The sequence below is a fragment of the Bradyrhizobium sp. IAR9 genome (assembly GCF_013408065.1).
Taxonomy (GTDB): Bacteria; Pseudomonadota; Alphaproteobacteria; order Rhizobiales; family Xanthobacteraceae; genus Bradyrhizobium.
In genome coordinates this window covers 242,719-266,381 of sequence record NZ_JACBZW010000012.1, presented here as the reverse complement: position 1 = coordinate 266,381, position 23,663 = coordinate 242,719, and the positions used below count along the sequence as shown (strand labels likewise).

Annotated in this window: 24 protein-coding genes; 1 reads left to right on the top strand and 23 read right to left on the bottom strand. The window is 64.4% G+C overall.

All coding sequences use genetic code 11. The annotated features are described in order from the left end of the window. Positions 1-57: 57 nt before the first annotated feature. From GGD67_RS28495 to GGD67_RS28480, 4 genes are all read right to left on the bottom strand, one after another. Positions 58-1,404, bottom strand: a complete 1,347-nt coding sequence (locus tag GGD67_RS28495) for a cbb3-type cytochrome c oxidase subunit I (RefSeq protein ID WP_092256289.1) — start codon at positions 1,402-1,404, stop codon at positions 58-60. A 100-nt stretch (positions 1,405-1,504) separates the two neighbouring features. Beyond that, a complete protein-coding gene (locus GGD67_RS28490) occupies positions 1,505-1,957 on the bottom strand; it encodes a cytochrome c (RefSeq protein ID WP_018315916.1) in 453 nt (150 codons plus the stop codon). Between the two features lie 114 nt (positions 1,958-2,071). Further along, entirely contained in the window at positions 2,072-2,332 is a 261-nt protein-coding gene (locus GGD67_RS28485; protein ID WP_179737553.1) for a cytochrome C oxidase subunit IV family protein, read from the bottom strand. Continuing rightward, entirely contained in the window at positions 2,332-2,910 is a 579-nt protein-coding gene (locus tag GGD67_RS28480; RefSeq protein ID WP_026201572.1) for a cytochrome c oxidase subunit 3 family protein, read from the bottom strand. Before GGD67_RS28480 ends, GGD67_RS28485 begins: the two co-directional genes overlap by 1 nt. A 173-nt stretch (positions 2,911-3,083) precedes the next feature. Here GGD67_RS28480 and GGD67_RS28475 point away from each other — a divergent pair, with 173 nt between their 5' ends. Then, a complete protein-coding gene (locus GGD67_RS28475; RefSeq protein WP_018315913.1) occupies positions 3,084-3,251 on the top strand; it encodes a hypothetical protein in 168 nt (55 codons plus the stop codon). Positions 3,252-3,350: 99 nt separating this feature from the next. Here GGD67_RS28475 and mmsB read toward each other — a convergent pair whose 3' ends face one another. The 19 genes from mmsB to GGD67_RS28380 all read right to left on the bottom strand — a co-directional run bounded on the left by mmsB (position 3,351) and on the right by GGD67_RS28380 (position 23,619). Beyond that, positions 3,351-4,541 carry a multiple monosaccharide ABC transporter permease gene (mmsB, locus tag GGD67_RS28470; RefSeq protein ID WP_018315912.1) on the bottom strand — a complete coding sequence of 397 codons (1,191 nt, stop codon included), beginning with the start codon at positions 4,539-4,541 and terminating at the stop codon, positions 3,351-3,353. Beyond that, positions 4,538-6,115 (bottom strand): multiple monosaccharide ABC transporter ATP-binding protein, encoded by a 1,578-nt coding sequence (gene mmsA / locus GGD67_RS28465; protein ID WP_179737513.1) that lies wholly within the window; start codon positions 6,113-6,115, stop codon positions 4,538-4,540. The genes mmsB and mmsA overlap by 4 nt, the downstream gene beginning before the upstream one ends. A gap of 177 nt (positions 6,116-6,292) precedes the next feature. After that, positions 6,293-7,366, bottom strand: a complete 1,074-nt coding sequence (gene chvE / locus GGD67_RS28460) for a multiple monosaccharide ABC transporter substrate-binding protein (protein ID WP_018315910.1) — start codon at positions 7,364-7,366, stop codon at positions 6,293-6,295. Between the two features lie 76 nt (positions 7,367-7,442). Then, complete coding sequence (locus GGD67_RS28455) at positions 7,443-8,321, bottom strand: SMP-30/gluconolactonase/LRE family protein (protein ID WP_179737551.1); 879 nt, start codon at positions 8,319-8,321, stop codon at positions 7,443-7,445. Continuing rightward, the gene (locus tag GGD67_RS28450; RefSeq protein WP_179737511.1) at positions 8,321-9,397 is read right to left on the bottom strand and encodes an aldose epimerase family protein; all 1,077 of its coding nucleotides are present in this window, start codon (positions 9,395-9,397) and stop codon (positions 8,321-8,323) included. The genes GGD67_RS28455 and GGD67_RS28450 overlap by 1 nt, the downstream gene beginning before the upstream one ends. A 2-nt stretch (positions 9,398-9,399) precedes the next feature. Further along, entirely contained in the window at positions 9,400-10,326 is a 927-nt protein-coding gene (locus tag GGD67_RS28445; RefSeq protein ID WP_179737509.1) for a Gfo/Idh/MocA family protein, read from the bottom strand. Next, positions 10,323-11,087, bottom strand: a complete 765-nt coding sequence (locus tag GGD67_RS28440; protein WP_018315906.1) for a FadR/GntR family transcriptional regulator — start codon at positions 11,085-11,087, stop codon at positions 10,323-10,325. The genes GGD67_RS28445 and GGD67_RS28440 overlap by 4 nt, the downstream gene beginning before the upstream one ends. Continuing rightward, complete coding sequence (gene yjfF, locus GGD67_RS28435; protein ID WP_179737508.1) at positions 11,084-12,064, bottom strand: galactofuranose ABC transporter, permease protein YjfF; 981 nt, start codon at positions 12,062-12,064, stop codon at positions 11,084-11,086. Before yjfF ends, GGD67_RS28440 begins: the two co-directional genes overlap by 4 nt. Continuing rightward, complete coding sequence (locus tag GGD67_RS28430) at positions 12,061-13,053, bottom strand: ABC transporter permease (RefSeq protein ID WP_179737507.1); 993 nt, start codon at positions 13,051-13,053, stop codon at positions 12,061-12,063. The genes yjfF and GGD67_RS28430 overlap by 4 nt, the downstream gene beginning before the upstream one ends. Continuing rightward, complete coding sequence (locus tag GGD67_RS28425) at positions 13,050-14,594, bottom strand: sugar ABC transporter ATP-binding protein (RefSeq protein WP_179737506.1); 1,545 nt, start codon at positions 14,592-14,594, stop codon at positions 13,050-13,052. Before GGD67_RS28425 ends, GGD67_RS28430 begins: the two co-directional genes overlap by 4 nt. 120 nt (positions 14,595-14,714) lie before the next feature. After that, positions 14,715-15,680 (bottom strand): galactofuranose ABC transporter, galactofuranose-binding protein YtfQ, encoded by a 966-nt coding sequence (gene ytfQ / locus GGD67_RS28420; protein WP_018315902.1) that lies wholly within the window; start codon positions 15,678-15,680, stop codon positions 14,715-14,717. Positions 15,681-16,061: 381 nt separating this feature from the next. Continuing rightward, positions 16,062-17,234, bottom strand: a complete 1,173-nt coding sequence (locus GGD67_RS28415) for a fumarylacetoacetate hydrolase family protein (RefSeq protein WP_179737505.1) — start codon at positions 17,232-17,234, stop codon at positions 16,062-16,064. 95 nt (positions 17,235-17,329) lie between these two features. Next, positions 17,330-18,388, bottom strand: coding sequence for a YeiH family protein (locus tag GGD67_RS28410; protein ID WP_018315899.1), 1,059 nt, complete (start codon positions 18,386-18,388; stop codon positions 17,330-17,332). 111 nt (positions 18,389-18,499) lie between these two features. Next, positions 18,500-18,718, bottom strand: coding sequence for a hypothetical protein (locus tag GGD67_RS28405; RefSeq protein ID WP_018315898.1), 219 nt, complete (start codon positions 18,716-18,718; stop codon positions 18,500-18,502). Between the two features lie 165 nt (positions 18,719-18,883). Then, on the bottom strand, positions 18,884-19,597 hold the full coding sequence (locus GGD67_RS28400; RefSeq protein WP_179737504.1) for an ABC transporter ATP-binding protein: 714 nt from the start codon (positions 19,595-19,597) through the stop codon (positions 18,884-18,886). Beyond that, on the bottom strand, positions 19,594-20,349 hold the full coding sequence (locus GGD67_RS28395; RefSeq protein ID WP_179737503.1) for an ABC transporter ATP-binding protein: 756 nt from the start codon (positions 20,347-20,349) through the stop codon (positions 19,594-19,596). The genes GGD67_RS28400 and GGD67_RS28395 overlap by 4 nt, the downstream gene beginning before the upstream one ends. A 2-nt stretch (positions 20,350-20,351) precedes the next feature. Then, entirely contained in the window at positions 20,352-21,371 is a 1,020-nt protein-coding gene (locus GGD67_RS28390) for a branched-chain amino acid ABC transporter permease (RefSeq protein ID WP_179737502.1), read from the bottom strand. Beyond that, positions 21,368-22,270 (bottom strand): branched-chain amino acid ABC transporter permease, encoded by a 903-nt coding sequence (locus tag GGD67_RS28385; RefSeq protein WP_179737501.1) that lies wholly within the window; start codon positions 22,268-22,270, stop codon positions 21,368-21,370. The genes GGD67_RS28390 and GGD67_RS28385 overlap by 4 nt, the downstream gene beginning before the upstream one ends. Before the next feature lie 89 nt (positions 22,271-22,359). Continuing rightward, entirely contained in the window at positions 22,360-23,619 is a 1,260-nt protein-coding gene (locus GGD67_RS28380; RefSeq protein ID WP_179737500.1) for an ABC transporter substrate-binding protein, read from the bottom strand. Between the last annotated feature and the right edge of the window lie 44 nt (positions 23,620-23,663).

Below are 23,663 nucleotides of genomic sequence, written 5' to 3'. Positions count from 1 at the left end.
TCCGGATTTTCCAGGAAGCGGGCGGCCGCGGCGAACCGCGGCCGCCCTTTCTCTCGTTTACTCGGCCGGCTGCAGCGCCGCAGGAATGGTCGCCTGCCTCTCGCGGCCCGGCACCAGCACGGCCCAGACGAACATCAGCGCGGAGATCGCGACGAACACGCCGGAGCCGAGCCGGACCCAGTAGAACATCGCGAGCTGGTCCTGGACGTCCATGTAACCCTGGCCGAGCACGCGCTGCAGGTGAACCTGGACCACGCCGGCGAAGGTCAGCGCGAAAGTCATGGTCATCATGGCCGTGCACATGATCCAGAAGCTCGTCATGGAGAGCCATTGGTTATAGGGCGCGCGTCCCTTGATCTGCGGGATCGCATAGGCCATCACCGACAGGTTCAGCATCACATAGGCGCCGAAGAAGGCGAGATGGCCGTGCGCGGCGGTGACCTGCGTGCCGTGGGTATAGTAGTTCACCGAGGACAGCGTGTGCAGGAAGCCCCACACGCCGGCACCAAGGAACGCCATCACCGAGCAGCCAACCGACCACAACAGCGCAGCGCGATTCGGATGCTTGCGGCCGGCCTTCCAGGTCATCTGCACGGTGAAGATCACCATGGTGAAGAACGGCGCAACCTCGAGCGTGGAGAACAGCGAGCCGATCCACTGCCAGTAGCCGGGCGCGCCGATCCAGTAGAAATGGTGGCCGGTACCGAGGATGCCCGAGAACAGGGCAAGGCCGATGATGACGTAGAGCCACTTCTCGACGACCTCACGATCGATGCCGTTGAGCTTGATCATGAGATAGGCGAGCACGGAGGCCATGATCAGCTCCCACACGCCCTCGACCCAGAGATGGACGACGTACCACCAGTACATCTTGTCGACGGCAAGGTTCGCCGGGTTGTAAAAGGCGAACAGGAAGAAGATCGCAACGCCCCACAGGCCGAACAACAGGATGTTGGTGACCGTGGTCTTGCGGCCCTTCAGCGCCGTCATCGTGACGTTGAACAGGAACATCAGGCAGACGACGACGATGCCGACCTTGATGATGAAGGGCTGTTCGAGAAACTCCCGGCCCTCGTGGTAGTGGAAGAGATAGCCGACCACGGCGACGCCGGCTGCGCCGAAGAACATCCAGAACTGGATCTTCGCCAGCAGCGGGCTGTAGAGCTCGTTCTCGGTCTCTTCCGGGAGCAGATAGTAGGTCGCGCCCATGAAGCCGATCAGCGACCATACGATCAGCGCGTTGGTATGGATCATCCTGACGATGTTGAACGGCAGCAGCGTCGACAGCGTATTGGGTAGGACGTAGATGGTCCCGGCGAGCAGGCCGAACACGACCTGGGCCAGGAACAGGGTCAGCGCGCCGTAGAAATACAGCATCGCGACTTTCTGGGTTTGGTACTTCATCTCGGGTTCTCTCTGTCTTGAAAGAGGAAAGCTGTGCGCCTTGCTTGTTGTTTGAGCATGATCTCTTCGGAAAACCGCTTCACACTTTTCCGGATCATGCTCAGCCGGCCTTGTTCGGCGGCCAGCTCTGACGCTTGATCGTGCTGGTCCATTGCAGGAAGTCGGCGAGATCGTTGAGTTCCTGGTCGGTCAGGTTGAACTGCGGCATCTGCCGCCGGCCCTCTGCGCCCGAGGGCTGCGATTGCATCCAGGCCTTCAGCGTCTCGCGCGCGGCGGCCGGATCCTCGTTGCCGCCCCAGCGATCCCAGACGTTGCCGACCTCTGGGGCGAAATAGGCGCCCTCGCCCAGCAGTGTGTGGCAGTTGATGCAGGAGTTCTTCTCCCAGACATGCTTGCCGCGGGCGACCGACGACGTCAGCGTCTTCGCGTCGGTCGAGGTCGTCGCCATGTAGTAATGGCTGTGCGCCGTCAGCCCTATGAAAATGGCGAAGAAGAAGGCCGAACCGCCGTAGAAGACATTTCGAGCGGCCGACTTGGTCAGGCGTTCAGCCATTGCCAATCCTTTCCGTTTGATTCCTGAGAAAGATGCGATGCTGCGATTTATTGCCGATTGCCTGGGGGTCCTCTTTGACGAAGCGCAAGCAGCGCGACGATGCGCAACCGCCAGTCAGATCAGGGCAACGACGGCTGATGCGAGCCAGGCAAACAGCACCACGATGAAGACCCAGGCGCTGACGATGCCGCGCCAAAGTGCCGGCGCTGAGCGAAGATCGAGGAAATCGAGCACGATACGGCGGCCCTTGAGAGCGGCAAACGTCAGCAGCAAGGCGTTGGCAAACAAGGGGCGCGACACCAGCGGCGGCACCAGAATGGTCGCGAGCGCTAGGCCGATCAACGTGATCCAGGTGATGTCGAGACGATCCGGAATCACGGGTGCACCAGATAGATGATGGGAAACATGACGATCCAGAGCAGGTCGACCATGTGCCAGAAAGCGGTGCCGGTCTCGACGCCCGCCGCTCGGGCGCCCCGGGACACTACGGCCAGAATCACGATGCCGAGGCCGACGTGCAGGAGATGGAAGCCGGTGAGGAGGAAGTACAGCGTGAAGAACGGGCTGGTCTCCAGGCCGTTTCCTAACGCGATCTCGCCGGCATATTCGAACAGCTTGACCGCGATGAAGACGACGCCAAGGGCCATGGCGCCGAACAGCCAGCCGCGTGCACGCCGGCTTTCGCCCGCCCGTGCAGCAGCCGCCCCGCGCGCGGCAGCCCAGCCACTGGTCACGAGCACGATGGTGTTGATTCCCGCCAGATGCGCATCAAGGCTGGCCTGACCGGCCGCGAAGACCGCCGGGTGAAGCGCGCGCGCGATGACGAAAGCGCCAAGGAACAGGCCGAAGGCGGCGAGCTCGCTGAAGATCAGCACCCAGATCATGGGATCGCCGGGAAGATCTTCCAGGATTCCCCAGCCGGTTCCCTGTTGTTCGCAATCCGTTGCCGACATCTGACTTCCGCATCAAGACGCCGAACAGATATCCCACCGGCGCGATTCCAACTTTGTCGCCGGACAAATAGTGCAACTGGCGGGAGGCAGGTTTGCGCTATCGCAACGTCCCGCCCGCCTCACCGCCATAGGGTCGGTGCATCCGGTGGTTCCGCAAAACGGCGAGCGATGCAATGAGCGATGCACAAATCGGGCTGATGACCGCGACCCCCATCATCATCGTGTTCGCCATCGCGCTCCGGCGAATGGGGGTCCTGTCGACCGTGGCAACCGTATCGGCGGTAATCCTCTCCGTCGCGATCGCGACGGTGCTGTTCACGACGCAATCACCGCTGCCGTAGGGTGGGCAAAGCGAAGCGTGCCCACCATAGTGCCACGAAAGAAGATGGTGGGCACGGCGCTTACGCGCCTTTGCCCACCCTACCAGACCGTCAATGCGGCTACCGCCGCTGGTTATACACGTCGATACACACCGCCCCGAGCAGCACCAGGCCCTTGATGACCTGCTGATAGTCGATGCCGATGCCGAGGATGGACATGCCGTTGTTCATCACGCCCATGATCATGGCGCCGACCACGGCGCCGCCGACGCGCCCGACTCCGCCATAGGCCGAGGCGCCGCCGATGAAGCAGGCGGCGATGACGTCGAGTTCGAAGCCCAATCCCGCCTTCGGCGTCGCGGTGTTGAGGCGCGCGGCGAAGACGAGACCGGCGAGTGCGGCCAGCACGCCCATGTTGACGAAGGTGAGGAAGGTCAGCCGTTCGGTCTTGATGCCCGACAGTTTTGCCGCCTTCGCATTGCCGCCCACCGCGTAGACCTGCCGGCCGATCACGGTGCGCCGGGTGACGAAGCCATAGAGCGCGATCAGCGCGGTCATGATGACCAGCACGTTCGGCAGGCCGCGATGCGAGGCGATCAGATAGGTGAAATAGAGCACGGCGCAAGCGAGCAGGACGCTCTTGCCCAGGAAGAACGCATAAGGCTCGACCTCGATGCCGTGCGATTGCTCACGCGAGCGTCCCTTGGCGCTGGCATAGACGAGTCCGAGCGCGAGCACGGCACCGATCAGCATGGAGGTCGGATGCAGCGTGCCGGCTTCGGGCAGCAGCTCCGGAATGAAGCCGGAGGACAGTTTCTGGAAGGTCGCCGGGAACGGGCCGAGCGACTGCCCTTGCAGCACCGCGAGCGCGAGGCCCTTGAACACCAGCATGCCCGCCAGCGTCACGATGAAGGACGGAATGCCGAAAAAGGCCACCCAATAGCCCTGCGCCGCGCCGATCGCCGCACCCAGCAACAGGCAGGCGATGAAGGCGAGCGTGTAGTCGATCTTGTAGGTCACCATTAGCACCGCGGCCACCGCGCCGACGAAGCCGGCGACCGAGCCGACCGACAGGTCGATATGGCCGGTGACGATCACCAGCAGCATGCCGAGCGCCATGATGACGATGTAGCTGTTCTGCAGCACCAGGTTGGTCAGGTTGAGCGGCTGCAACAGCGTGCCGCCTGTCATGACCTGGAAGAACAGCATGATCGCGATCAACGACATCAGCATGCCGTAGTTGCGCAAATTGTTCTTGATGAAGCTGCCGTGCCGGCGCTCCTCGGGCAGCGATACCGTCTTGTCGGTCATGGCTGCATTCCTCCCATTTCCGCGGCCGCGGGCGCGGCGTTCCCAATGTTTCGTTCGTTGCGCATGATGGCGCGCATGATCTTTTCCTGCGTCGCCTCGGCTCCGCTGAACTCGCCGACGAAGGCGCCGTCGTTCATGACGCAGATGCGGTCGCAAATGCCGAGCAGCTCGGGCATCTCCGAGGAGATCACCACGACGCCGCGGCCGGCCTCCGCCAGCTCGTTGATGATACAGTAAATCTCGTATTTGGCACCGACGTCTATGCCCCGCGTCGGCTCGTCCAGAATCAGCACCTTGGGGTCGGTCATCAGCCATTTCGACAGCACCACCTTCTGCTGGTTGCCGCCGGAGAGCTGGCCGGTCTCCTGGTAGACGTCGGAGCAGCGGATGCGCATGCGGGTGCGATAGTCGCTGGCGATCTTCAGCTCGGCGATGTCGTCGATCACGCGGCTTGGCGCGACCTGGTCGAGGCTGGCGAGCGTGATGTTCTTGCGGACGTCGTCGGCCAGGATCAGGCCGAGCTGCTTGCGATCCTCGGTGACATAGGCAAGGCCGGCGTCGATCGCCGCCGCGACGCTCGGCAGCACCATGTCTCTGCCTTCGAGCCGGATGCTGCCGCTGATATGGGTGCCCCAGGAGCGGCCGAACAGGCTCATGGCGAATTCAGTGCGGCCGGCGCCCATCAGCCCGGCAATGCCGACGACCTCGCCGCGCCTGACGCCGAAATTGACGTTCTTGATCACCTGCCGCTCGGGATGGATGGGATGATAGACCGACCAGTTCGCGACGTCGAGCACGGGCTCGCCGATCTTCACGCTGCGCTCGGGGAAACGGTGCGCCATGTCGCGATTGACCATGCTGCGGATGATGCGGTCTTCCTGAATCGGCTCGGCGCGGCAATCGATGCTGTCGACGGTGCGGCCGTCGCGGAGCACGGTGATGTGGTCGGCGACCTTGGCGACCTCGTTGAGCTTGTGCGAGATCAGGATCGAGCCGATGCCCTGCTCGCGGAACGCCATCAGGCGTTCGAGCAGCGCGGCGCTGTCAGCCTCGTTGAGGCTCGCGGTCGGCTCGTCCAGGATCAGCATCCGCACCCGCTTGGACAGCGCCTTGGCGATTTCGACCAGTTGCTGCTTGCCGACGCCGAGATCGGTGATCAGCGTGTCAGGGGATTCCTTCAGGCCGACCTGCGCCAGCAGTTCACGCGTGCGCCGGTACACCTCGTCGCGGTCGATCACGCCCAGCTTTGAAGGCGGATGCGACAGAAAAATGTTCTCCGCGATCGACATCAGCGGGATCAGCGCCAGCTCCTGGTGGATGATGATGATGCCGAGCGCCTCGGAATCGTTGATGTCGCGGAAGCGCCGCTCCTCGCCGTCGAAGACGATGGTGCCCTCATAGCTTCCATGCGGGTAGACACCACTGAGCACCTTCATCAGCGTCGACTTGCCGGCACCGTTCTCGCCGACGAGCGCGTGGATCTGCCCGGCGTGAACCGAGAAGTTGACGTCGCGTAGCGCCTGCACGCCTGCAAAGCTCTTGCTGACGTTGCGCATCTCCAGCATGGCGGTCATCGTGTCATATCCCTCGATCGCTGTCGTTCACCTCTCCCCGCTTGCGGGGAGAGGTCGGATCGCATCGCAAGATGCGATCCGGGTGAGGGGGAGTCTCCGCGAGTCCCACTGCCACCTCGCTCGCGCCCCTCACCCTTCCCCTCTCCCCGCAAGCGGGGAGAGAGGAAGGAAAGAGTATTACTGGAACTGCGCCTTCTTGTAGTAGCCGCTGTCGACCAGCACCTTCTCCCAATTGTCCTTGTAGACCACGACCGGCTTGAGCAGGTAGGACGGCACGGTCTTGACGCCGTTCTCGTAGGTCTTGGTGTCGTTGACCGTGACCTGCTTGCCGGCAAGCGCGGCGTCGACCATGTCGGCGGTCACCTTGGCGAGGTCGCGGGTATCCTTGAAGATGGTCGAATATTGGTCGCCGCGCAGCATCGCCTTGATCGAGGGCACCTCGGCGTCCTGACCCGAAATGATCGGCATCGGCTGATCGGCGCTGCCGTAGCCGACGCCTTTCAGTGAGGAGATGATGCCGATCGAGATGCCGTCATAGGGCGACAGCACGGCGTTGATCTTCTTGTTGCCATAGTAGGCGCTGAGCAGATTGTCCATGCGGGCCTGGGCGGTGGCGCCGTCCCAGCGGAGCGTCGCGACCTTGTCCATACCCATCTGGCCCGAGCCGACGACGAGCTTGCCGCTGTCGATATAGGGCTTCAGCACGCTCATCGCGCCGTTATAAAAGAAGTAGGCGTTGTTGTCGTCGGGGGAGCCGCCGAACAGCTCGATGTTGAACGGGCCTTTGCCGTCCTTCAGCCCGAGCCCCTGCTCGATCGACTGCGCCTGGAGCACGCCGACCTGGAAATTGTCGAAGGTCGCGTAATAGTCGACGTTCGGCGTGCCGCGGATCAGGCGGTCATAGGCGATCACGGTGATGCCCTTCGCCTTGGCCTGCTTGAGCACGTCGGACAGCGTGGTGCCGTCGATTGCAGCGATCACCAGCGCTTTCGCGCCCTTGGTCACCATGTTCTCGACCTGCGAGAGCTGGTTCGGGATGTCATCCTCGGCATATTGCAGGTCGGTGTTGTAACCCCGCTCCTTCAGCACCTTGACCATGTTGTTGCCGTCGTCGATCCAGCGCGCCGACGATTTGGTCGGCATCGCGATGCCGACGGTCGCCTTGTCCTGGGCGGAGGCGGTGAGGCCTGTGGCCATCGTCGCAGCGCCGGCCAACGCCAGTGCGAGGAATGTCGTCTTCAGTTTCAGCATGTTTTCACTCCCTTGGGTGTCAGACTGTTTCTTGATGTCGTCGAGAACGTCGTCGTCGTGGACTGCCTCTGGTCTCCTATGCGAGCTTGACGTCGGGCTCCGCGCGACCGCGCGCGGATGGCTCCAATAGAAAAGTGCAACCGGCTTGCGGATCGGCGGCACGCGCCGCCGCGTCCATATCCTGCCACGCTGACGTGACGAGGAGGCGCGACAGATCGGGGCCGACGAAAGCCGGGCAGCTTGCCTGCTTTGCCGGCACGCTCAGCGAGCGCAGACGCTCGCCTTGCGGAGAATAGACATCGATCCGGCTCGCGCCCCAGCAGGCATTCCAGATGTTTCCGTCGGCATCGCACACTGAGCCATCGAGGCCGCCGATACCGGTGTGTCGCAGCAGCACCTCCGGCTCGCCGCGCGGCAGGCCGGTCGCGGGATTGAGCGGGACTGCGTAGAGCACGGCGCGTGCGGTGTCGGTGAAATAGCCAATGGCGCCGTCCGGCGAGAAGCAGATCGAATTGGGGATGCTGATGCCGAGAAACAGCGTGGAGATCTTGCCGCGATGCAGCGCATAGATCGCCCCTGCCTTCGGCTCAGCCTTCTTGCCCATGGTGCCGATCCAGAACGTGCCGGACTGGTGCACGCGGCAATCATTGGAGCGCGTGGCGGGCTTGTCCGCTTCGAGCGGAAGGAACAGCGTCATCGCACCGTCGGCGACCTTGCGGATGTAAAGCCCATCCTCGGCGACGATCAATTGCCGCTCGGCATCGATGCGCCCGAGCGCGCTCGCCATCCGGCCGAGCGCGTGGACGCGAATGCTGCCGCTGTCGAGTTGCGCCTCGAACAGCCGTCCCTCGCGAATGTCGAACCACCAGGCGGTGTCTGTGGTCACGTCATAGGTCGGGCCCTCGCCGAGATGACAGGGATCGTCCGAGAGAACTGATGTCGGCACCTGTTCCATCATGACGCCCTCACACCGAAGCGATAGACCGTGTGATGCCGATAAACTCCGCCGGGATCGAGGCGCGGGCTCGGGAAATCCGGCCGGTTCGGCGCGTCAGGCCAGATGTGCGGCTCCAGGCACATGGCATCCGATTGCCGGATCAGCTTGCCGCCCTTCCCCGAAATCGTGCCGTCGAGATAGTTGCCGGAATAGACTTGCAGGCCGGGTTGGTCGGTGAACAGCTCCATGACGCGCCCCGCGCGCGGTGCCTCCAGCCGCGCCGCGAGCGCAAGCTTGCCGTCGCGCGCAAGGCAGTAGGTGTGGTCGTAGCCCCTGCCGTTGCGCAATTGCTCATCGCCTTGCCGGATACGCTCGCCAACTTGCCGAGGCTCGCGGAAGTCGAACGGCGTTCCCGCCACCGCGCGCGGCGGTCCAGGCAGCGGAATGGCGGTGGGGTCGATGGCGAGGAAATGCTCGGCGGCGACCGTCAGCCTGTGATCGAGAATGGGCGTGCCTGACGTCGCGCCTTCCAGATTGAAGAAGCTGTGGTTGGTGAGGTTGACGATGGTGGGACGGTCGGTCCGCGCCTCCATGCTCAACGACAATTCGGTCGGGCCGGTGACGCGATAGGTCAGGCGGACATCGAGCTGGCCGGGATAATTCTCCTCGCCGTGCGGACTTGTGTAAGTGAGCGTCACCCCGGGCGCGGCGCCGTCGTCGATCTCCGCAATCTGCCAGAGCTTGCGATCAAAACCGTCGAGGCCGCCGTGCAGCGCATTCGGGCCGTTGTTGACCGGGAGCTGTACCGTTTCACCGTCGAGCGAGAACTGTCCGTTGGCGATACGGTTGGCATAGCGGCCGACGGTGGCCCCAAGGAACTTTCGCTCCGCGAGATAGCCGGCGAACGCATCATGGCCGAGCACGACATCGTCGTGACCGCCCTTCGCATCCGGCGCAATCAGCGCCTGGATCACCGCGCCGTGGGTGATGATCCGCGCCTCGAAGCCGCCCTCGCCGCGCAGCACGATGCGCTCGACTTCGCGGCCGTCGGGCAGTGTTCCGAAGATGTCTTTTGTGATTTTTGATGCGGCCATGTCTAATCCACAAACGGTTCGACCACGGTGCGCCTGCCGAGCAGGAACGCGTCGGCGACGAGGCGAAGCGGCGTCAGATCGACGTCGCTTGCGCCGGTCGCCGCGAGCTCGACGAAGCGCCGGTAGAGTCCGCGATATTCCTCATCGGGCGCCTCGGCAAGCACCTTGCCGTCGACCTCCATCCGCGCGCCACCGCTGGACAAAGTCATCCGGCCCTGGTCGGTTTCGACGACGATATCCCAGCTCTGCGGTCCGGTCTGGCGGAAATCGAACTCGGCGGTGACAGCAAGGCCATCGATGTCGGTCAGCGTCAGGTTCGCCGCAATCGGCGCCTGGCAATTGGCGGGAAACGCCAGCTCAGCCGCGGTGACGAACACGGGTTTCGGCAGGATCCTGGTCAGGATCGACAGCGCGTTGATGCCGGGGTCGAACACGCCGAGGCCGCCCGGCTCCCAGATCCAGCCCTGCCCGGGATGCCAGACGCGGACATCTTCCTTCCAGCTGATGTGCACCGACTTGATGCGACGCTCAGTGAGCCATTGCCGCGCGGGCTCGACCGCCGGCGCATGGCGTGAATGCCAGGTCGCAAACAGCGTTCGCTTTGCCTCCGCCGCCATCGCGATCAGCGGATCGAGCTCGGCGACACCGATACCCGGCGGCTTCTCCAGCATGACATGCTTGCCGGCGGCGAGCGCCGCGGCAGCCTGCGCGCGACGCACCTGCGGCGGCGTGCAGAGCGAGACCGCATCGATCGGCGGCCCTTTCTCCAGCAGCTCCTCGATGGTGGCGAAATGCGGCAGTTCTGGCAGCGAGGCGTTACGGCTGGCAATCGCCGCCAGCGTCGCGCCCGGCACGGCGGCGATTGCGCCCACATGCTGGTCGCGCGCGATCTTGCCGAAGCCGACGATGGCGATGCGGAGTTCCGTCACGATCCCTCTCCAGATTCCACGGAGGCCGGTGCCGTCTCGATGACCGTGCCCTCATGGCGATGCATGCCGTTGTGAATGACGAAAATCATCGCCTCAGAGGCGGCCTCCGCATCGCCGGCCGCAATCGCATCGACGATCTTCTGGTGCCAGAGCAACACCGTGTCGCGGTCTTCCAATTCGACCGGCGCGCTCAGCAGGAACGAGGCGCGAAGCGCGGCCTCGATGACGTGGCCGATCGAGCGCATGAACAGGTTGCCGGAGGCGCGCGCCACGGCGACGTGAAGTGCGAGGTCGGCATCGGCAAAGCCGACCGAATCGGACGCTTCGAGCCGCATGCGCTCCATGCTGCGCCGAAGTTCGGCCAGATCCTCCTCCGACCGCTGCTTGGCCGCCAGCATGGCCGCGCGCGGCTCGACCGCGAGACGGATCTCGGCGAGGTCATTGAGGAAACGCTTGTCGATACCGGCGTCCAGATGCCAGGCCAGCACGTCGGCGTCGAACATGTTCCAGGCGGCGCGTTCGCGCACGACGGTTCCGACGCGCGCCTTGGTGGTCAGCAGTCCCTTGGCGACCAGGGTCTTCACGCTCTCCCGCAGCACCGGCCGCGACACGCCGAACATCGCGATCATCTCGGCATCACCAGGCAGGCGCGTCCCTTCCGCGTAGCGGCCGGCGATGATGTCGACGCCGATCGAGCGGGCGACCTCCGCATGGTTGGAGTGAGCCCGCCGCGTCGGGATGACGACGATGCGCGATGTCATGTGGCGGCTCCTGCGCTCTTCGCCAGCGGCCGGCGCGCGAGCGCGACCAGACCCTGCTGCAAGGCAATGAAGGCGAACAGCAAGATGCCGGTCGCGATCTTGGTCCACCAGCTCGACAGCGTGCCGTCGAAATTGATGTAGGTCTGGATCAGCCCCTGGATCAGCACGCCGAGGAAAGTACCGATCACCGAGCCCTGCCCGCCCGTGAGCAGCGTGCCGCCGATCACGACGGCCGCGATGGTGTCGAGCTCGACGCCGACGGCGGAAAGCGAATAGCCAGCGCTGGTGTAGAACGAGAAGACGATGCCGGCGATGCCTGCGAGCAGGCTCGACAGCATGTAGATCTTCACCGTCATCTTGCCGACCGCAACGCCCATCAGGCTCGCTGTCGTCCGGCCGCCGCCGAGCGCATAGACATTGGCGCCGAACCGGGTGAGATGCAGCAGCAAGGCTCCGCCGATCACGATCGCGAGCATGATGATCGCAATCGCCGTCAACCGCCCGCCACCCGGCAATCGCAAGGCGAAGTCCGACACGGTGGAATAGATCGGCGCGGTGATCGGTATGGATTCGGTGGAGAGCAGAAAGCTCGCGCCGCGCGCCAGGAACATGCCGGCGAGCGTCACGATGAAGGGTGGCAAATCAAAGACATGGATCACCGCGCCCATCGCCGCACCGAAGGCCGCCGAGAGTGCGAGGACGGCGACGAAAGCAACCAGCGGCGGCATGCCCCAGCGCTCGATCGCGAGCGCAACAAAGACGGTGGTGAAGCCGATCACCGAGCCGACCGAGAGATCGATGCCGCCGGAGATGATGACGAAGGTCATGCCGGCCGCGGCGATGCCGAGGAAAGCGTTGTCGGTGAGCAGATTGCCGACGACGCGGGTCGATGCGATGTTGGGAAACTGCACCGCGCAGGCGGCGAAGCCCGCGACCAGCACGATCGCCGTGATGAGGGCAGGCGGCAGACCTCTCATGCTTTCGTCCTCCGCAGCCGCGCGGCGATGCCGGCAAATCCGGTCAACTTGGGCGATTGCAGCAACAGCACCGTGAGCACCACCACCGCCTTGACCAGCAGGTTGAACTCCGGCGGATAGCCGGACAAAAGGATGCCGGTGTTCATGGTCTGGATGATCAGCGCGCCGAGGACGGCCAGCACGAGGCTGAAGCGGCCGCCGAACAACGAAGTGCCGCCGATCACCACGGCCAGGATCGCATCGAGCTCGAGCCAGAGGCCGGCATTGTTTGCGTCCGCCCCCATGATGTCGGCCGCCGCGATCACGCCGGCCAGCGCGGCGCAGACGCCGCACCAGACATAGACCGACAGGATCATCGCACGGGTGCCGACGCCGGCAAGCTCGCTCGCCCGTGCGTTGCCGCCGGTCGCCTCGATCAGCAGCCCGAGCGCGGAGCCCCGCACCACCGCGCCGGTCAGGATGAGCATGCCCAAGGCAATCACCACCGGCACCGGCAGTCCGAGCACCGAGCCATTTCCGAGCCAGACCAGATCCGGCGAGGAGAACGTCACGATGCGTCCCTCGGTGATGAGCTGGGCGATGCCGCGTCCCGCCACCATCAAAATCAACGTCGCCACGATCGGCTGCATGCCGAGCACCGCGACGAGGAAGCCGTTCCACAGGCCGCAAATCAAGCCCGCGCCGAGTGCTGCCGCCAGCACGACGGCCAGACTGTGAGTGTCGGCGAGGCTCGCTGCGATCGCGCCGCAGATCGCCATGACGGCGCCGACCGAGAGATCGATGCCACGCGTCGCGATCACCAGCACCATGCCGAGCGAGAGCAGCGCCACCGGCGTGCCGCGGTTGAGCACGTCGATCAGGCTGCCGAACAGCCGGCCGTCCTGCAGGCGCAGGTCGAAGAATTGCGGCGACACCACGCGATCGACCGCGAGGATGACGATCAGCGCCAGGATCTGGGCAAGGCCGCGGCGCGGCAGCAGCGCTGTCATGTGTGGGCCTCAAGCGCAACAGCGACGCTATCGGCGGCAATGGCGGCGAGAATGTTGCCGACGTCGATCGCCTCGCCCGCGAGCTCCTCGATATGGGCGCGGTCGCGCAGCACCACGACGCGGTCCGAATAGGTCACGATCTCGTCGAGCTCGGAGGAGATCACGAGCAGCGAAAGCCCGTCGTCGCAGAGCTCGCGGATCAGGCGGATGATTTCGGCATGCGCGCCGACATCGATGCCGCGGGTCGGCTCGTCCAGCACGAGAAGCCGCGGCGAGGTCGCGAGCCAACGCGCCAGCAACACCTTTTGCTGGTTGCCGCCGGAGAGCAGGCCCACGGGGCGCTCCGGATCGGGCGGGCGGATGTCGAGCATCTTGACGTAGCGGCGCGCGAGCTCGTCCTGCTCGCGGCGCGACAGCGGCCGATGCAGGCCGCGCTTGGCCTGGAGCGCGAGCACGATGTTCTCGCGCACGGTGAGCTCGGCGACGATGCCGTCGGTCTTGCGCTCCTCCGGGCAATAGCCAAAGCCGTGGCGGACGCCGTCGCGGGGCGACTGCAGCCGCACCGGCGCACCCTCCACCCTCGCCTTCCCGCCATCGGCGCGCTCGGCGCCGAACACCAGCCGCGCCGTCTCGGTCCGGCCCGAGCCGAGCAGGCCGGCGAGACCGACGACCTCGCCATGGCGCAGCTCGAGATTGAACGGCGCGACATAGCCGGCCTTGCCGTAATTCTCGAAACTCGCGCAGACCTCGCGCACCTTGTGCTCGCCCACTGATGCGCGCGCGCTGGTGGTTTCGGCCAATTCGCGGCCGAGCATCAGCCGGATCAGCTCGAGCCGGGGCAGCGAGGCGATCTCGCGCTCCCCAACGAGGCGGCCGTTACGCAGCACCGTGATGCGATCGGAGATCTCGTAGACCTGGTCGAGGAAGTGGCTGACGAAGACGATGCCGATACCGCGCTTCGCGAGCTGCCGCATGATGCCGAACAGGATCTCGACTTCGTGGCGGTCGAGGCTCGCGGTGGGCTCGTCCAGGATCAGCACGCGCGCGGAGAGATCGACGGCGCGGGCGATCGCGGTGACGTGCTGCACAGCCACCGAATAGCTGCTGAGCGGCGCGGCAACGTCGATGTCGAGGCCAAACTCCGCAAGCAGCGCCTTGGCGCGGCGGCGCATCTCGCCCTCGCGCACGATGCCGAAGCGCATCGGCTGGCGATCGAGGAACAGGTTCTGCGCCACGGACAGGTTCGGCAGCAGGTTGACTTCCTGGTAGACGGTGGCAATGCCCGCTGCCAGCGCTGCCTTGGCCGAGCGCGGCGCGACCTCTTCACCGCCGATCCTGACAATGCCGGCATCACGCGGGAACACGCCGGTGACGACCTTGATCAGCGTGGACTTGCCGGCGCCGTTCTCGCCGAGCAGCGCATGGATCTCGCCGGCGCGCAGCGTGAAGTCGACCTCCTGCAGCGCGCGCACAGCGCCAAAGCTTTTGCTGATCCCGCGCACCTCAAGAAGGGGCAGAGCAGGATCGGGGCTGTTCTGCATGGCAAATTCACTCCCACGGGTGCCCGCCATTGAAGCGGACACCCAGCCTAGCCGTTCGTGCAGCGGTTTCGAAGGGGGATCGCCGGACCACTGGAGGCGGTCCGGCGCGGAGCCCCCCCCTCAGTAACCGAGGCCCTTCTTGCTGTCGTAGATCTTCTGCGGATCGTCGGCGGCGGTATAGAGCTTGGACTCGGTCTGGATCCACTTCGGCGGAACCGTGCCCTTGCCCTTGAAGGCTGCGACGGCATCGAGCGCCGGGCCCGCCATGTTCGGCGTCAGCTCCACCGTGGCGTTCGCTTCGCCGGCAACCATCGCCTTGAAGATATCGGGGACCGCGTCGATCGAAACGGTGAGGATGTCCTTGCCAGGCTTGAGGCCGGCTTCCTTCATCGCCTGAATCGCGCCCACCATCATGTCGTCGTTGTGGGCGTAGACCGCGCAGATGTTCTTGCCGCCGCCTTCGGCCTTGATGAAGCTTTCCATTACCTCCTTGCCCTTGGCGCGGGTGAAGTCGCCGGTCTGGCTGCGCACCACCTTCAGGTTCGCGTGCTTGGCGATGGCGGTGTCGAAGCCTTTCTTGCGGTTGGTGGCGACGCTGGCGCCGACCGTGCCCTGCAGCTCGACGATGTTGCAGGCCTTGGCGCCGACCGTCTTGGCCAGCCAGTCGCCGGCGACCTCGCCCTCATGCACACTGTCCGAGGTTACGGCGGTGAGATAGAGCTCCTTGCCGGAGGGATCGATGTCGCGGTCGAGCAGCACGACCGGGATCTTGGCTTCCTTGGCCTCCTTCAGCACCGAGTCCCAGCCGGTCGAGACCACGGGCGCGAGGAAGATCGCATCGACGTTCTGCGCGATGAAGGAGCGGATCGCCTTGATCTGGTTCTCCTGCTTCTGCTGCGCGTCGGCGATCTTGAGATTGACTTTGCGCTTGGCGGCCTCCTGCTTGGAGACCGACGTCTCGGCGGCGCGCCAGCCGGATTCCGATCCGATCTGCGAGAAGCCGATGGTGAGCTCGGCGGCATTCGCCGGCAGCGCGAGCAACAAGGCGGCCGTGGCGCTGGCCGCAAAGAGGGCTTTGAGGATCATCAGGCGAGTCTCCCAAGACGTTATCCGGGGCGCCGATTGGTAGCATGGCACCCGCAGGCCGGCCTTTGAGGCGGCGGGAGGGACTATTTCACGGAAGAAGGGTTCCGACTAGTCATATTATTTGACTATTTGAAGTAAAACGCGCCCGAGCGGCGGCAAGCGGTTCTAAGACACGCCAAGCGCGATTTTGTTCCACCGATGCAACGGGAAGATGAAGGAAGCTTGTGGTTGGATCCAGCCGCGGACACCGTCATGGCCGGGCTTGTCCCCGGCCATCCACGCCTCATCTCGCATGACGAAGAACGTCGATGCCCGGGACAAGCCCGGGCATGACGGCCCCATAGACGTTCGCTTGGGAGGTCAGCTGCGAGACGTGAAGCGCTAAATCAGCTTCCGCTGCGCCAGGTTCTTCATCAGCGCACCAATGCCGAAGGTCCAGGGCTCGCACTCGTCGCTGGTGCGCATCCGGTTGACGAGATTGCCGAGTTGCGGCGCTGCGATCGTGACGATGTCGTCGCGCTTGTGGGTGAAGCCCTGCCCCGGCGCATCGCGATCCTTGACCGGCGCGAACATCGTGCCGAGGAACAGCACGAAGCCATCAGGGTATTGATGCACCTTGCCGATGGTCTGCTCGACCAGATCGGTCGGATCACGGCTGATCTTGCTGATCGAGGAATGGCCGTCGAGAATGAAGCCGTCCGCTCCCTTCACGTTCAGGCTGATGTCGAGCTTGCGCGCATCGTCGAGCGTAAAGCTGTCGTCGAACAGGCGCAGCAGCGGTCCGATCGCGCAGGAGGCGTTGTTGTCCTTGGCCTTCGACAGCAGCAGCGCGGAGCGTCCTTCGAAGTCGCGCAGATTCACGTCGTTGCCGAGTGCGCCGCCGACGATCTTGCCGCGGCTCGACACGAACAGCACGAGCTCCGGCTCCGGGTTGTTCCAGGTCGATTTCGGATGCAGGCCGGCATCCATGCCGGTGCCGACCGAGGACATGGTCGGCGCCTTGGTGAAGACTTCGGCATCGGGACCGATGCCAACCTCGAGATATTGGCTCCAGGCGTTCTGATCGATCAGCACCTGCTTCAGATGCATCGCCTGGTCGGAGCCCGGCTTGAGCTTTGACAAATCGTCGCCGATCAGCCGCGTCACCTCCTTGCGGATCGCTTCGGCAGAGGCCGGATTGCCCTTCGCCCGCTCCTCAATCACGCGCTCCAGCATCGAGATGGCGAAAGTCACGCCAGCAGCTTTCAGCGTCTGCAGGTCCACGGGCGCAAGCAGCCACGGCTTTTGGCGATCGCGCTGGTCCGGCGCCGTGTTGGCCACGATGGCGTCGAGATCGCCGATGCGCTCGCCCTTGGTCAGGCTCAGCGCCTTGGCTGGGTTGTCCTCTTCGCAGAGCGCGCTGATGGTCGGAAATCTTGCGGTGACGTCGAACACGCCATCGCCACGGACGGCGACCACGGCCGGACCGTTCGCCTGCGGCAGCCAGACGCGGCCGGCGAGTGTGCCGCGTGTTCCGTCCTCGGGGAGAAGGTCTTTCACCGTCAATATCGTCATGGCCGCGCCCTCACTGTTTCTCGGATCAGCCGCAGCCGATCATATTGGCGAAGACCAATAAACGTCTGGCGGGGGAAGTCCAGAGAGCGCGCCCCTCACTTGAACCAATGCACCAGTGCGATGCTGATGCCGAGCAGCAGCATCAGCGATAGCGTCACCGCGGCCGTCACCCGCCCGCCGACATTGGCGAGCACGCGCACGTCGACGCCGAGTCCGAGGGCCGCCATCGACACCACAGTGAGAAAACTCGTGATCTTGGTCACCGGCCCAACCACCGTCCCCGGCACGATCTCGAGGGAACGCAAGGTCGCCAGCGCCAGAAAGCCGAGGATGAACCAGGGCACGAGGCGGAAGAAGCCGACGCTGGTCTTCTTGGCATCGCTCTGCCAGCGCGAGGCAACCAGCGACAGGCCGACGACGACCGGCCCGAGCATCAGCACACGCATCAGCTTCACGAGCGTGCCGATCTGCGTCGAGACGAGCCCGGCCGGGACCGTCGCGGCCAGCACCTGCGGCACCGCATAGACCGTGAGGCCGGCGAGGATGCCGTATTGCGTGGCAGACAATTGCAACAGCGGAATCAGCAGCGGCAGGCCGAGCACCATCATCACGCCAAGGATCGCGGTGAAGGAGATCGAGGATGCGATCTCGTCATTGTTGGCGCCGATAATCGGCGCCACGGCGGCGATCGCCGAATTGCCGCAGATCGAGTTGCCGCAGGCGATCAGGATCGACAGCCGCGTCGACAGGCCCATCATCCGGCTAATGCCAAAGGACACGCAGAGTGCAATCACCACGACGGCTGCGATCGACGCCAGCAGCGCGACGCCGGAAGCCGCGATGGCGGCGAAGCTGATCGAGGCGCCCAGCAGCATGACCGCGACTTCGAGCAGCTGTTTTGCGCTGAAGGCGATGCCGGCCTGCCAGCGCGGCGCGGGTTTCCAGAAGCTGCGCAGGGCCATCCCGAGCAGGATCGCCATCACCAGCGCCTCGACATAGGGATGCTCGAACACCCCGAGCTCAGCCCTTTCTAGCAGGGCCGAGACACCGGCGACGGCGATACAGAGGAGGATGCCTGGAATCAGCGCGAAAATACGGCTCGCGGCGGTGGCCGGCTTGGCATCGGCCGGGCTGGATGCTTGATTCTGCGACACAAATCTCTCCCAGGGGAGAAAGATTTATACGCAGCGCCAGCTCAATGGGGAATAAGTTTTCGACATATCAGGGCCGAGGGAAGTTCTGTCCTCAACCCGGAATAAACGGCCTCAGAAGATCAGGCTCTTGGCGAGCGAGGCCACACGGCTGAACCCGTCGTAGACGCCGGGTTCGAAGAACGCTGCACGCGCGAGCACAATTCCGGCCACGAGCGACCAGAACAGGCCGGTGCCGACCCGCAACAGGAGCTTTGACGCGCGCGACTTCGGCTGGGCATCCGTTGCGGACACCAATTGCTCGCCGAAGGGCTCAAATCCAGTGCGTTCCATAGCAGGCCAATCCATCAATTCGTGGCTGAAATGTCGTCTTTTCGACCCCAAACAGCAATGGAAGCGATTGGCTTTTTTGGTCCCCCGCGGGGAAACTCCTTCCGCCGGAATGACCCCGGACAACCGTTTTCTTCTTCGGGCCTATTCGGGCACCGCCCGCCGGGCTCAAAGGGCCAGATAACGCCGGCGGATCGCCTCATTGGCTTTCAGCTCGTCGATTCCGGCGGCGTAGACGATCTGGCCCTTGTCGATGATCGTGGCGTGGCTCGCGAGCCCCAGGCAGAAATGCATGTTCTGCTCGGCGATCAGCACGGTCGATCCGATGCTTCGAAGCTGCCGCAACAGCTCGCCGATCCGCTGCACGATGATTGGCGCGAGCCCCTCGCTCGGCTCGTCCAGCAGCAACAGCGCCGGATTGCCCATCAGCGTGCGCGCGATGGCCAGCATCTGCTGCTCGCCGCCTGAAAGACGCCCGGCAATGCGATGGCGCAGCGGCTCCAGCAGCGGGAAGACCTCATAGATGCGCCTGATCGGCCATTCGTCCTGGCCCTCCGGCCCCTTCTTCTTTCCGATCACGAGATTGTCCTCGACGGTATGCTCCGGAAAGATCTGGCGGTCCTCCGGCACGAAGCCGAGGCCGGCACGCGCGATATGGTGCGGCTTCCAGCCGGAGATCACCGAGCCGCGGAGGCTCACCCTGCCGCGCCGCGGCGGCGCCAGCCCCATGATCGCCTTCATGGTCGTGGACTTGCCGGCGCCGTTGCGGCCCAGCAGCGCCATGGTCTCGCCCTGCCGCACCGAGAGGCCGACGCCGAACAGGATCTGGCTGGTGCCGTAATAGACGTCGAGATCGACGACTTCGATGACGACAGAACTCATGCGGTCGCTCCCGCATGCTCGGTGCCAAGATAGGCCTCGATCACGGCACTGTTGTTGCGGATCTCCCCGGGCGTGCCGGTCGCAAGAATGCGGCCATAGCAGAGCACGACGATTTTGGGCGCGATCTTGAACACGATGTCCATGTCGTGCTCGATGAAGACGACGGTGATCTTCTGGGTCTCCCAGAGCTCGCGCACCTTGTCGATCATGCGCCAGCGCTCTTCCGGCCCCATGCCGGCGGTCGGCTCGTCCAGCAGCAGCACTTTTGGTTCGAGCACCAGCGCAAGGGCAATATCGAGCAGCTTCTGATCGCCGTGCGACAGTGTCGCGGCTGTGCGATGGCGTTTGCCCGCAAGGCCGAGCAGCTCCATCACGTGCTCGGCGCGGTCGCGTGTCTCTGGCAACGGAAAGCGCTTGTGCAGCACCGCCGAGCTGCGCTGGTCGGCACTGACCGCAGCGAGCATTGTTTCCTGCACCGTCAGCGATTTGAAGATGCTCGCAACCTGGAAGGCGCGGCCGATGCCGTGCCGGACGATCTCCGGCGGCGAGCGGCCGGCGAGATCGACTCCGTCGAGCAGCACCTGGCCGGTGTCAGGCTTCAACGCGCCGGTGATCAAATTGAAGAAGGTGCTCTTGCCGGCGCCGTTCGGACCGATCACCGCGGTGAGCGAGCCGTCGGGGAAATCCAACGAGACGTCGTTGGTTGCCTTCACGCCGCCAAAGGACTTTGCGAGGTTGCGGATCTCCAGCATCGCTAGCGGCCCTCGCCTGCGTCGCGCCGCTGCGAAAACCATTCCGCGACGAAATCCAGCAAGCCTTTGCGCAGGCCCAGCGCGAAGAACAGGATGACAACGCCGAGCACGATGCCATGGTACTCGGTGAACCGCGTCACGGTGTCGTTGAGCAGCAGCAAGAGCACGGTGCCGACCATCGGCCCGAGGAAGGTTGAGACACCGCCGAGCATGTTGATGAAGATGCCTTCACCCGAGATGGTCCAATAGGCGAATTCCGGATAGGCGCCGGAAACGAACAGCGCCATTACCATGCCGCCCATCGCCGCGAACAGCGCTGCCAGCACGAACACGGTGAGCTTGGCGCGCCAGACGTCGATGCCGAGAAAGCTCGCGCGCGCGGCATTGTCGCGGATCATCCGCAACGTGTAGCCGAACGGCGATTGCGCGATCTGGCGCATCGCGAGCAGGCCGAGGATCAACAGCGCGCAACTGGCGATGTAGAGATGGACGTGGTTGGCGAGATCAATGCCTAGAAAGACCGGTCGCGGAATGCCGCCGCGCAGGCCTTGGTCGCCGCCGGTGAAGGAAGCCCAGGACAGGATGGTCGAGTGGATCAGCATCTGGAAGGCGAGCGTGACGAAGGCGAAATAGATCTCCTTGAGCCGCACGCAGATCGCGCCGATGACGGCCGCGACGAGCGCCGTGATCGCCAGCGTCGCCACGAAGGCGACCGGAACGGGCACGCCGAGCTTCTGCATGATCAGGCCGAAACTGTAGGCGCCAAGGCCGAAGAACATGCCATGGCCGAACGAGGTCAGGCCGGTGTAGCCGACCAGTAGGTTGAGTGAGGTCGCGAACAGCCCGTAGGCGGAGCAGCGGATGACGAAATCGAGCAGCGCCTTGCTGCCCGTCAATAGCGGCAAGCTCGCCAGCACGGCAAAGGCGACCAGCGCGATCAGGACGTCGCGATAACGTTGCAGCACCGAGCCACCGCGCACGGGTGCCAGCCCTTGCGCACGTCCGGCCTCCAGCTCGGTCATGCCGCCTCCTTGCCGAACAGGCCGGTGGGTTTCGAGACCAGAACGATCACCATGAACAGATACATCAAGCCTTCCGTGAACAGGGGAAAGCCGAGCGAGCCGAACGAGCGGATCAGGCCGAGCAGCAGCGCGCCGATCAGGGCACCCAGGATCGAGCCCATGCCGCCGATCACGGTGACGATGAAGGATTCGATCAGCACCGAAAATCCCATGCCGGGCGTCAGCGAGCGCACCGGTGCGGCGAGCGCACCCGCGAGCCCCGCCAGCATGCCGCCGAGCGCGAACACGCCGCCATAGATCAGGCCGGTGTCGATGCCGAGCGCGGACACCATGCCGGGATTCTGCGCGGCGGCGCGGATCACCTTGCCGATCCGGCTGCGCGACAGCCCGATGCCGAGCACGATCGCTGCAACCAGCGCGACACCGATCAGCAGCAGGTAATAAGGCGGTACCACGCCGCCGGCGATGAACAGCGGCATCACCTGGAACGCGGACGGCATGCCCATCGACTTGAATTCGGGCCCCCAGATCAGGCGCACGACATCGTCGAAAATCAGCACGAAGGCGTAGCAGACGAGGAGCTGCATCAAGACGTCCGCGCCATAGACGCGGCTCATGAAGACGCGCTCGAAGATCAGGCCGAGAATGGCCGTGCCGGCCGCGCCCGCCAGCATCGCCAGCGCGAAACTGCCGGTGAGCTGATAGGCGGTCATCGCGAAGTAAGCGCCAAACATGTAGAAGGCGCCGTGGCTGAAATTGACCACCTTGAGCACGCCGAAGATCAGCGTCAGCCCAACCGCGACCAGGAACAGCAGCATGCCGATGATGAGGCCGCTGGTGGTTTGCGTCACCAGGCAGGCGGAACTGGAGAGGCAGCCGGCAAGCGCGTCGAGATCCACGAGAGCACTTTCATTATCGGGCGCCTGACACGGCGCGAAAACTCAAACGAAACGGCGAAGACGGTCACCCGTCTCCGCCGCACATCAGATCAGGTGTAGCCCTTGCTCTTCTTCCACTCGGCCTCCAGCTCGAAGATCGTCTTCCAGTCGCCGGCCTTGACCTCCGGCACATACGGCTCCTGCGGGATCGTGGTGCCCCAGCCGATGGCGTAGCCGACCAGGGTGTGGTCGTCGCCGCGCATCGTCACGGTGCCGTCGGCACCGAACGGGCACTTGATGGTGAGGCCCTTCAACGCCTCCGCGATCTTCTTGCCGTCGGCGGAGTTCGCCTTCTTCGCGGCTTCCGCCATCAGCATGATGGCGGTGGCGTTCTCCCACGACCAGTTGGTCGGATATTCGTTGTACTTCGCCTTGTAGGCGTCGCCCCAGGCGGCATTCTCCGGCGTGGTCGGGAAGGTCTTGATGTAGCGGTTGCCGGAGTGGATGCCCTTGGGCAGGTTCTTCACGACAGTGAGCGCGGTGTAGTCGGCCATGTTGACCGCGAACACCTCCATCTGGCCGAACATCGCGTAGATGTTGGCCTGATCGATATAGGAGGTGAGATCGCCGCCCCACAGGCAGGAATAAAGCGCCTGGGGTTTGGCCTGAAGGATCTTCGTCACCACCTCGGTGTAGTCGGGCTGGAACAGCTTGGGCCAGGACTCGCTGATGATCTCGACTTCGGGCGCGAAGCGCTTCAGGTACAGCGTGAACTCCGCCGTTGTGTCGCGGCCATAAGCATAATCGGGCGAGCAGGTCGCCCATTTCTTCAGACCCTTGGTCTTGGCGATCGCCGCGGCATAGCTGCCGCCGATGATGGAATCGTGCACGCCCTGTCGCGCAGTGCGGAAGGCATTGGGAATGTGCTGCTTCGGGTCCGCAGTCAGCGACGAAGTTTCCGAATTGGTGTGGATGCAGAACACGCCGAGATCGCGTGCAACCTCATGCACCGCGAAGGCGCCAGACGAGGCTTCGGCGTCGATCAGCAGCTCACAGCCATCGGTATTCACGAGCTCGCGCGCGACGCGAGCGGCTTCCTGCGGCTGGCCCTTGGAATCGCGGATCACCATCTCGATCTGCCGGCCGGCCAGGCCGCCGGCGACGTTGACCTTCTCGACCTCGAGCATCACCGCATTGCGCGAGGACGTGCCGAGCTGGGCCACGCGGCCCGACAGGATCGTCGGCATACCGATCTTGATGGTCTTGGCTTGCGCACGCGCCACCCAAGGCGCGGCAACACTCATCGCACCGGCACCCATCAGCGCCAGCGTTGAACGGCGGCTGATGCCCGGCGTGCGGGTCCTCGTCATTTTTCCCTCCCTCTGTCGGGTCGGCGTTTCAAATCCCTGTCGGA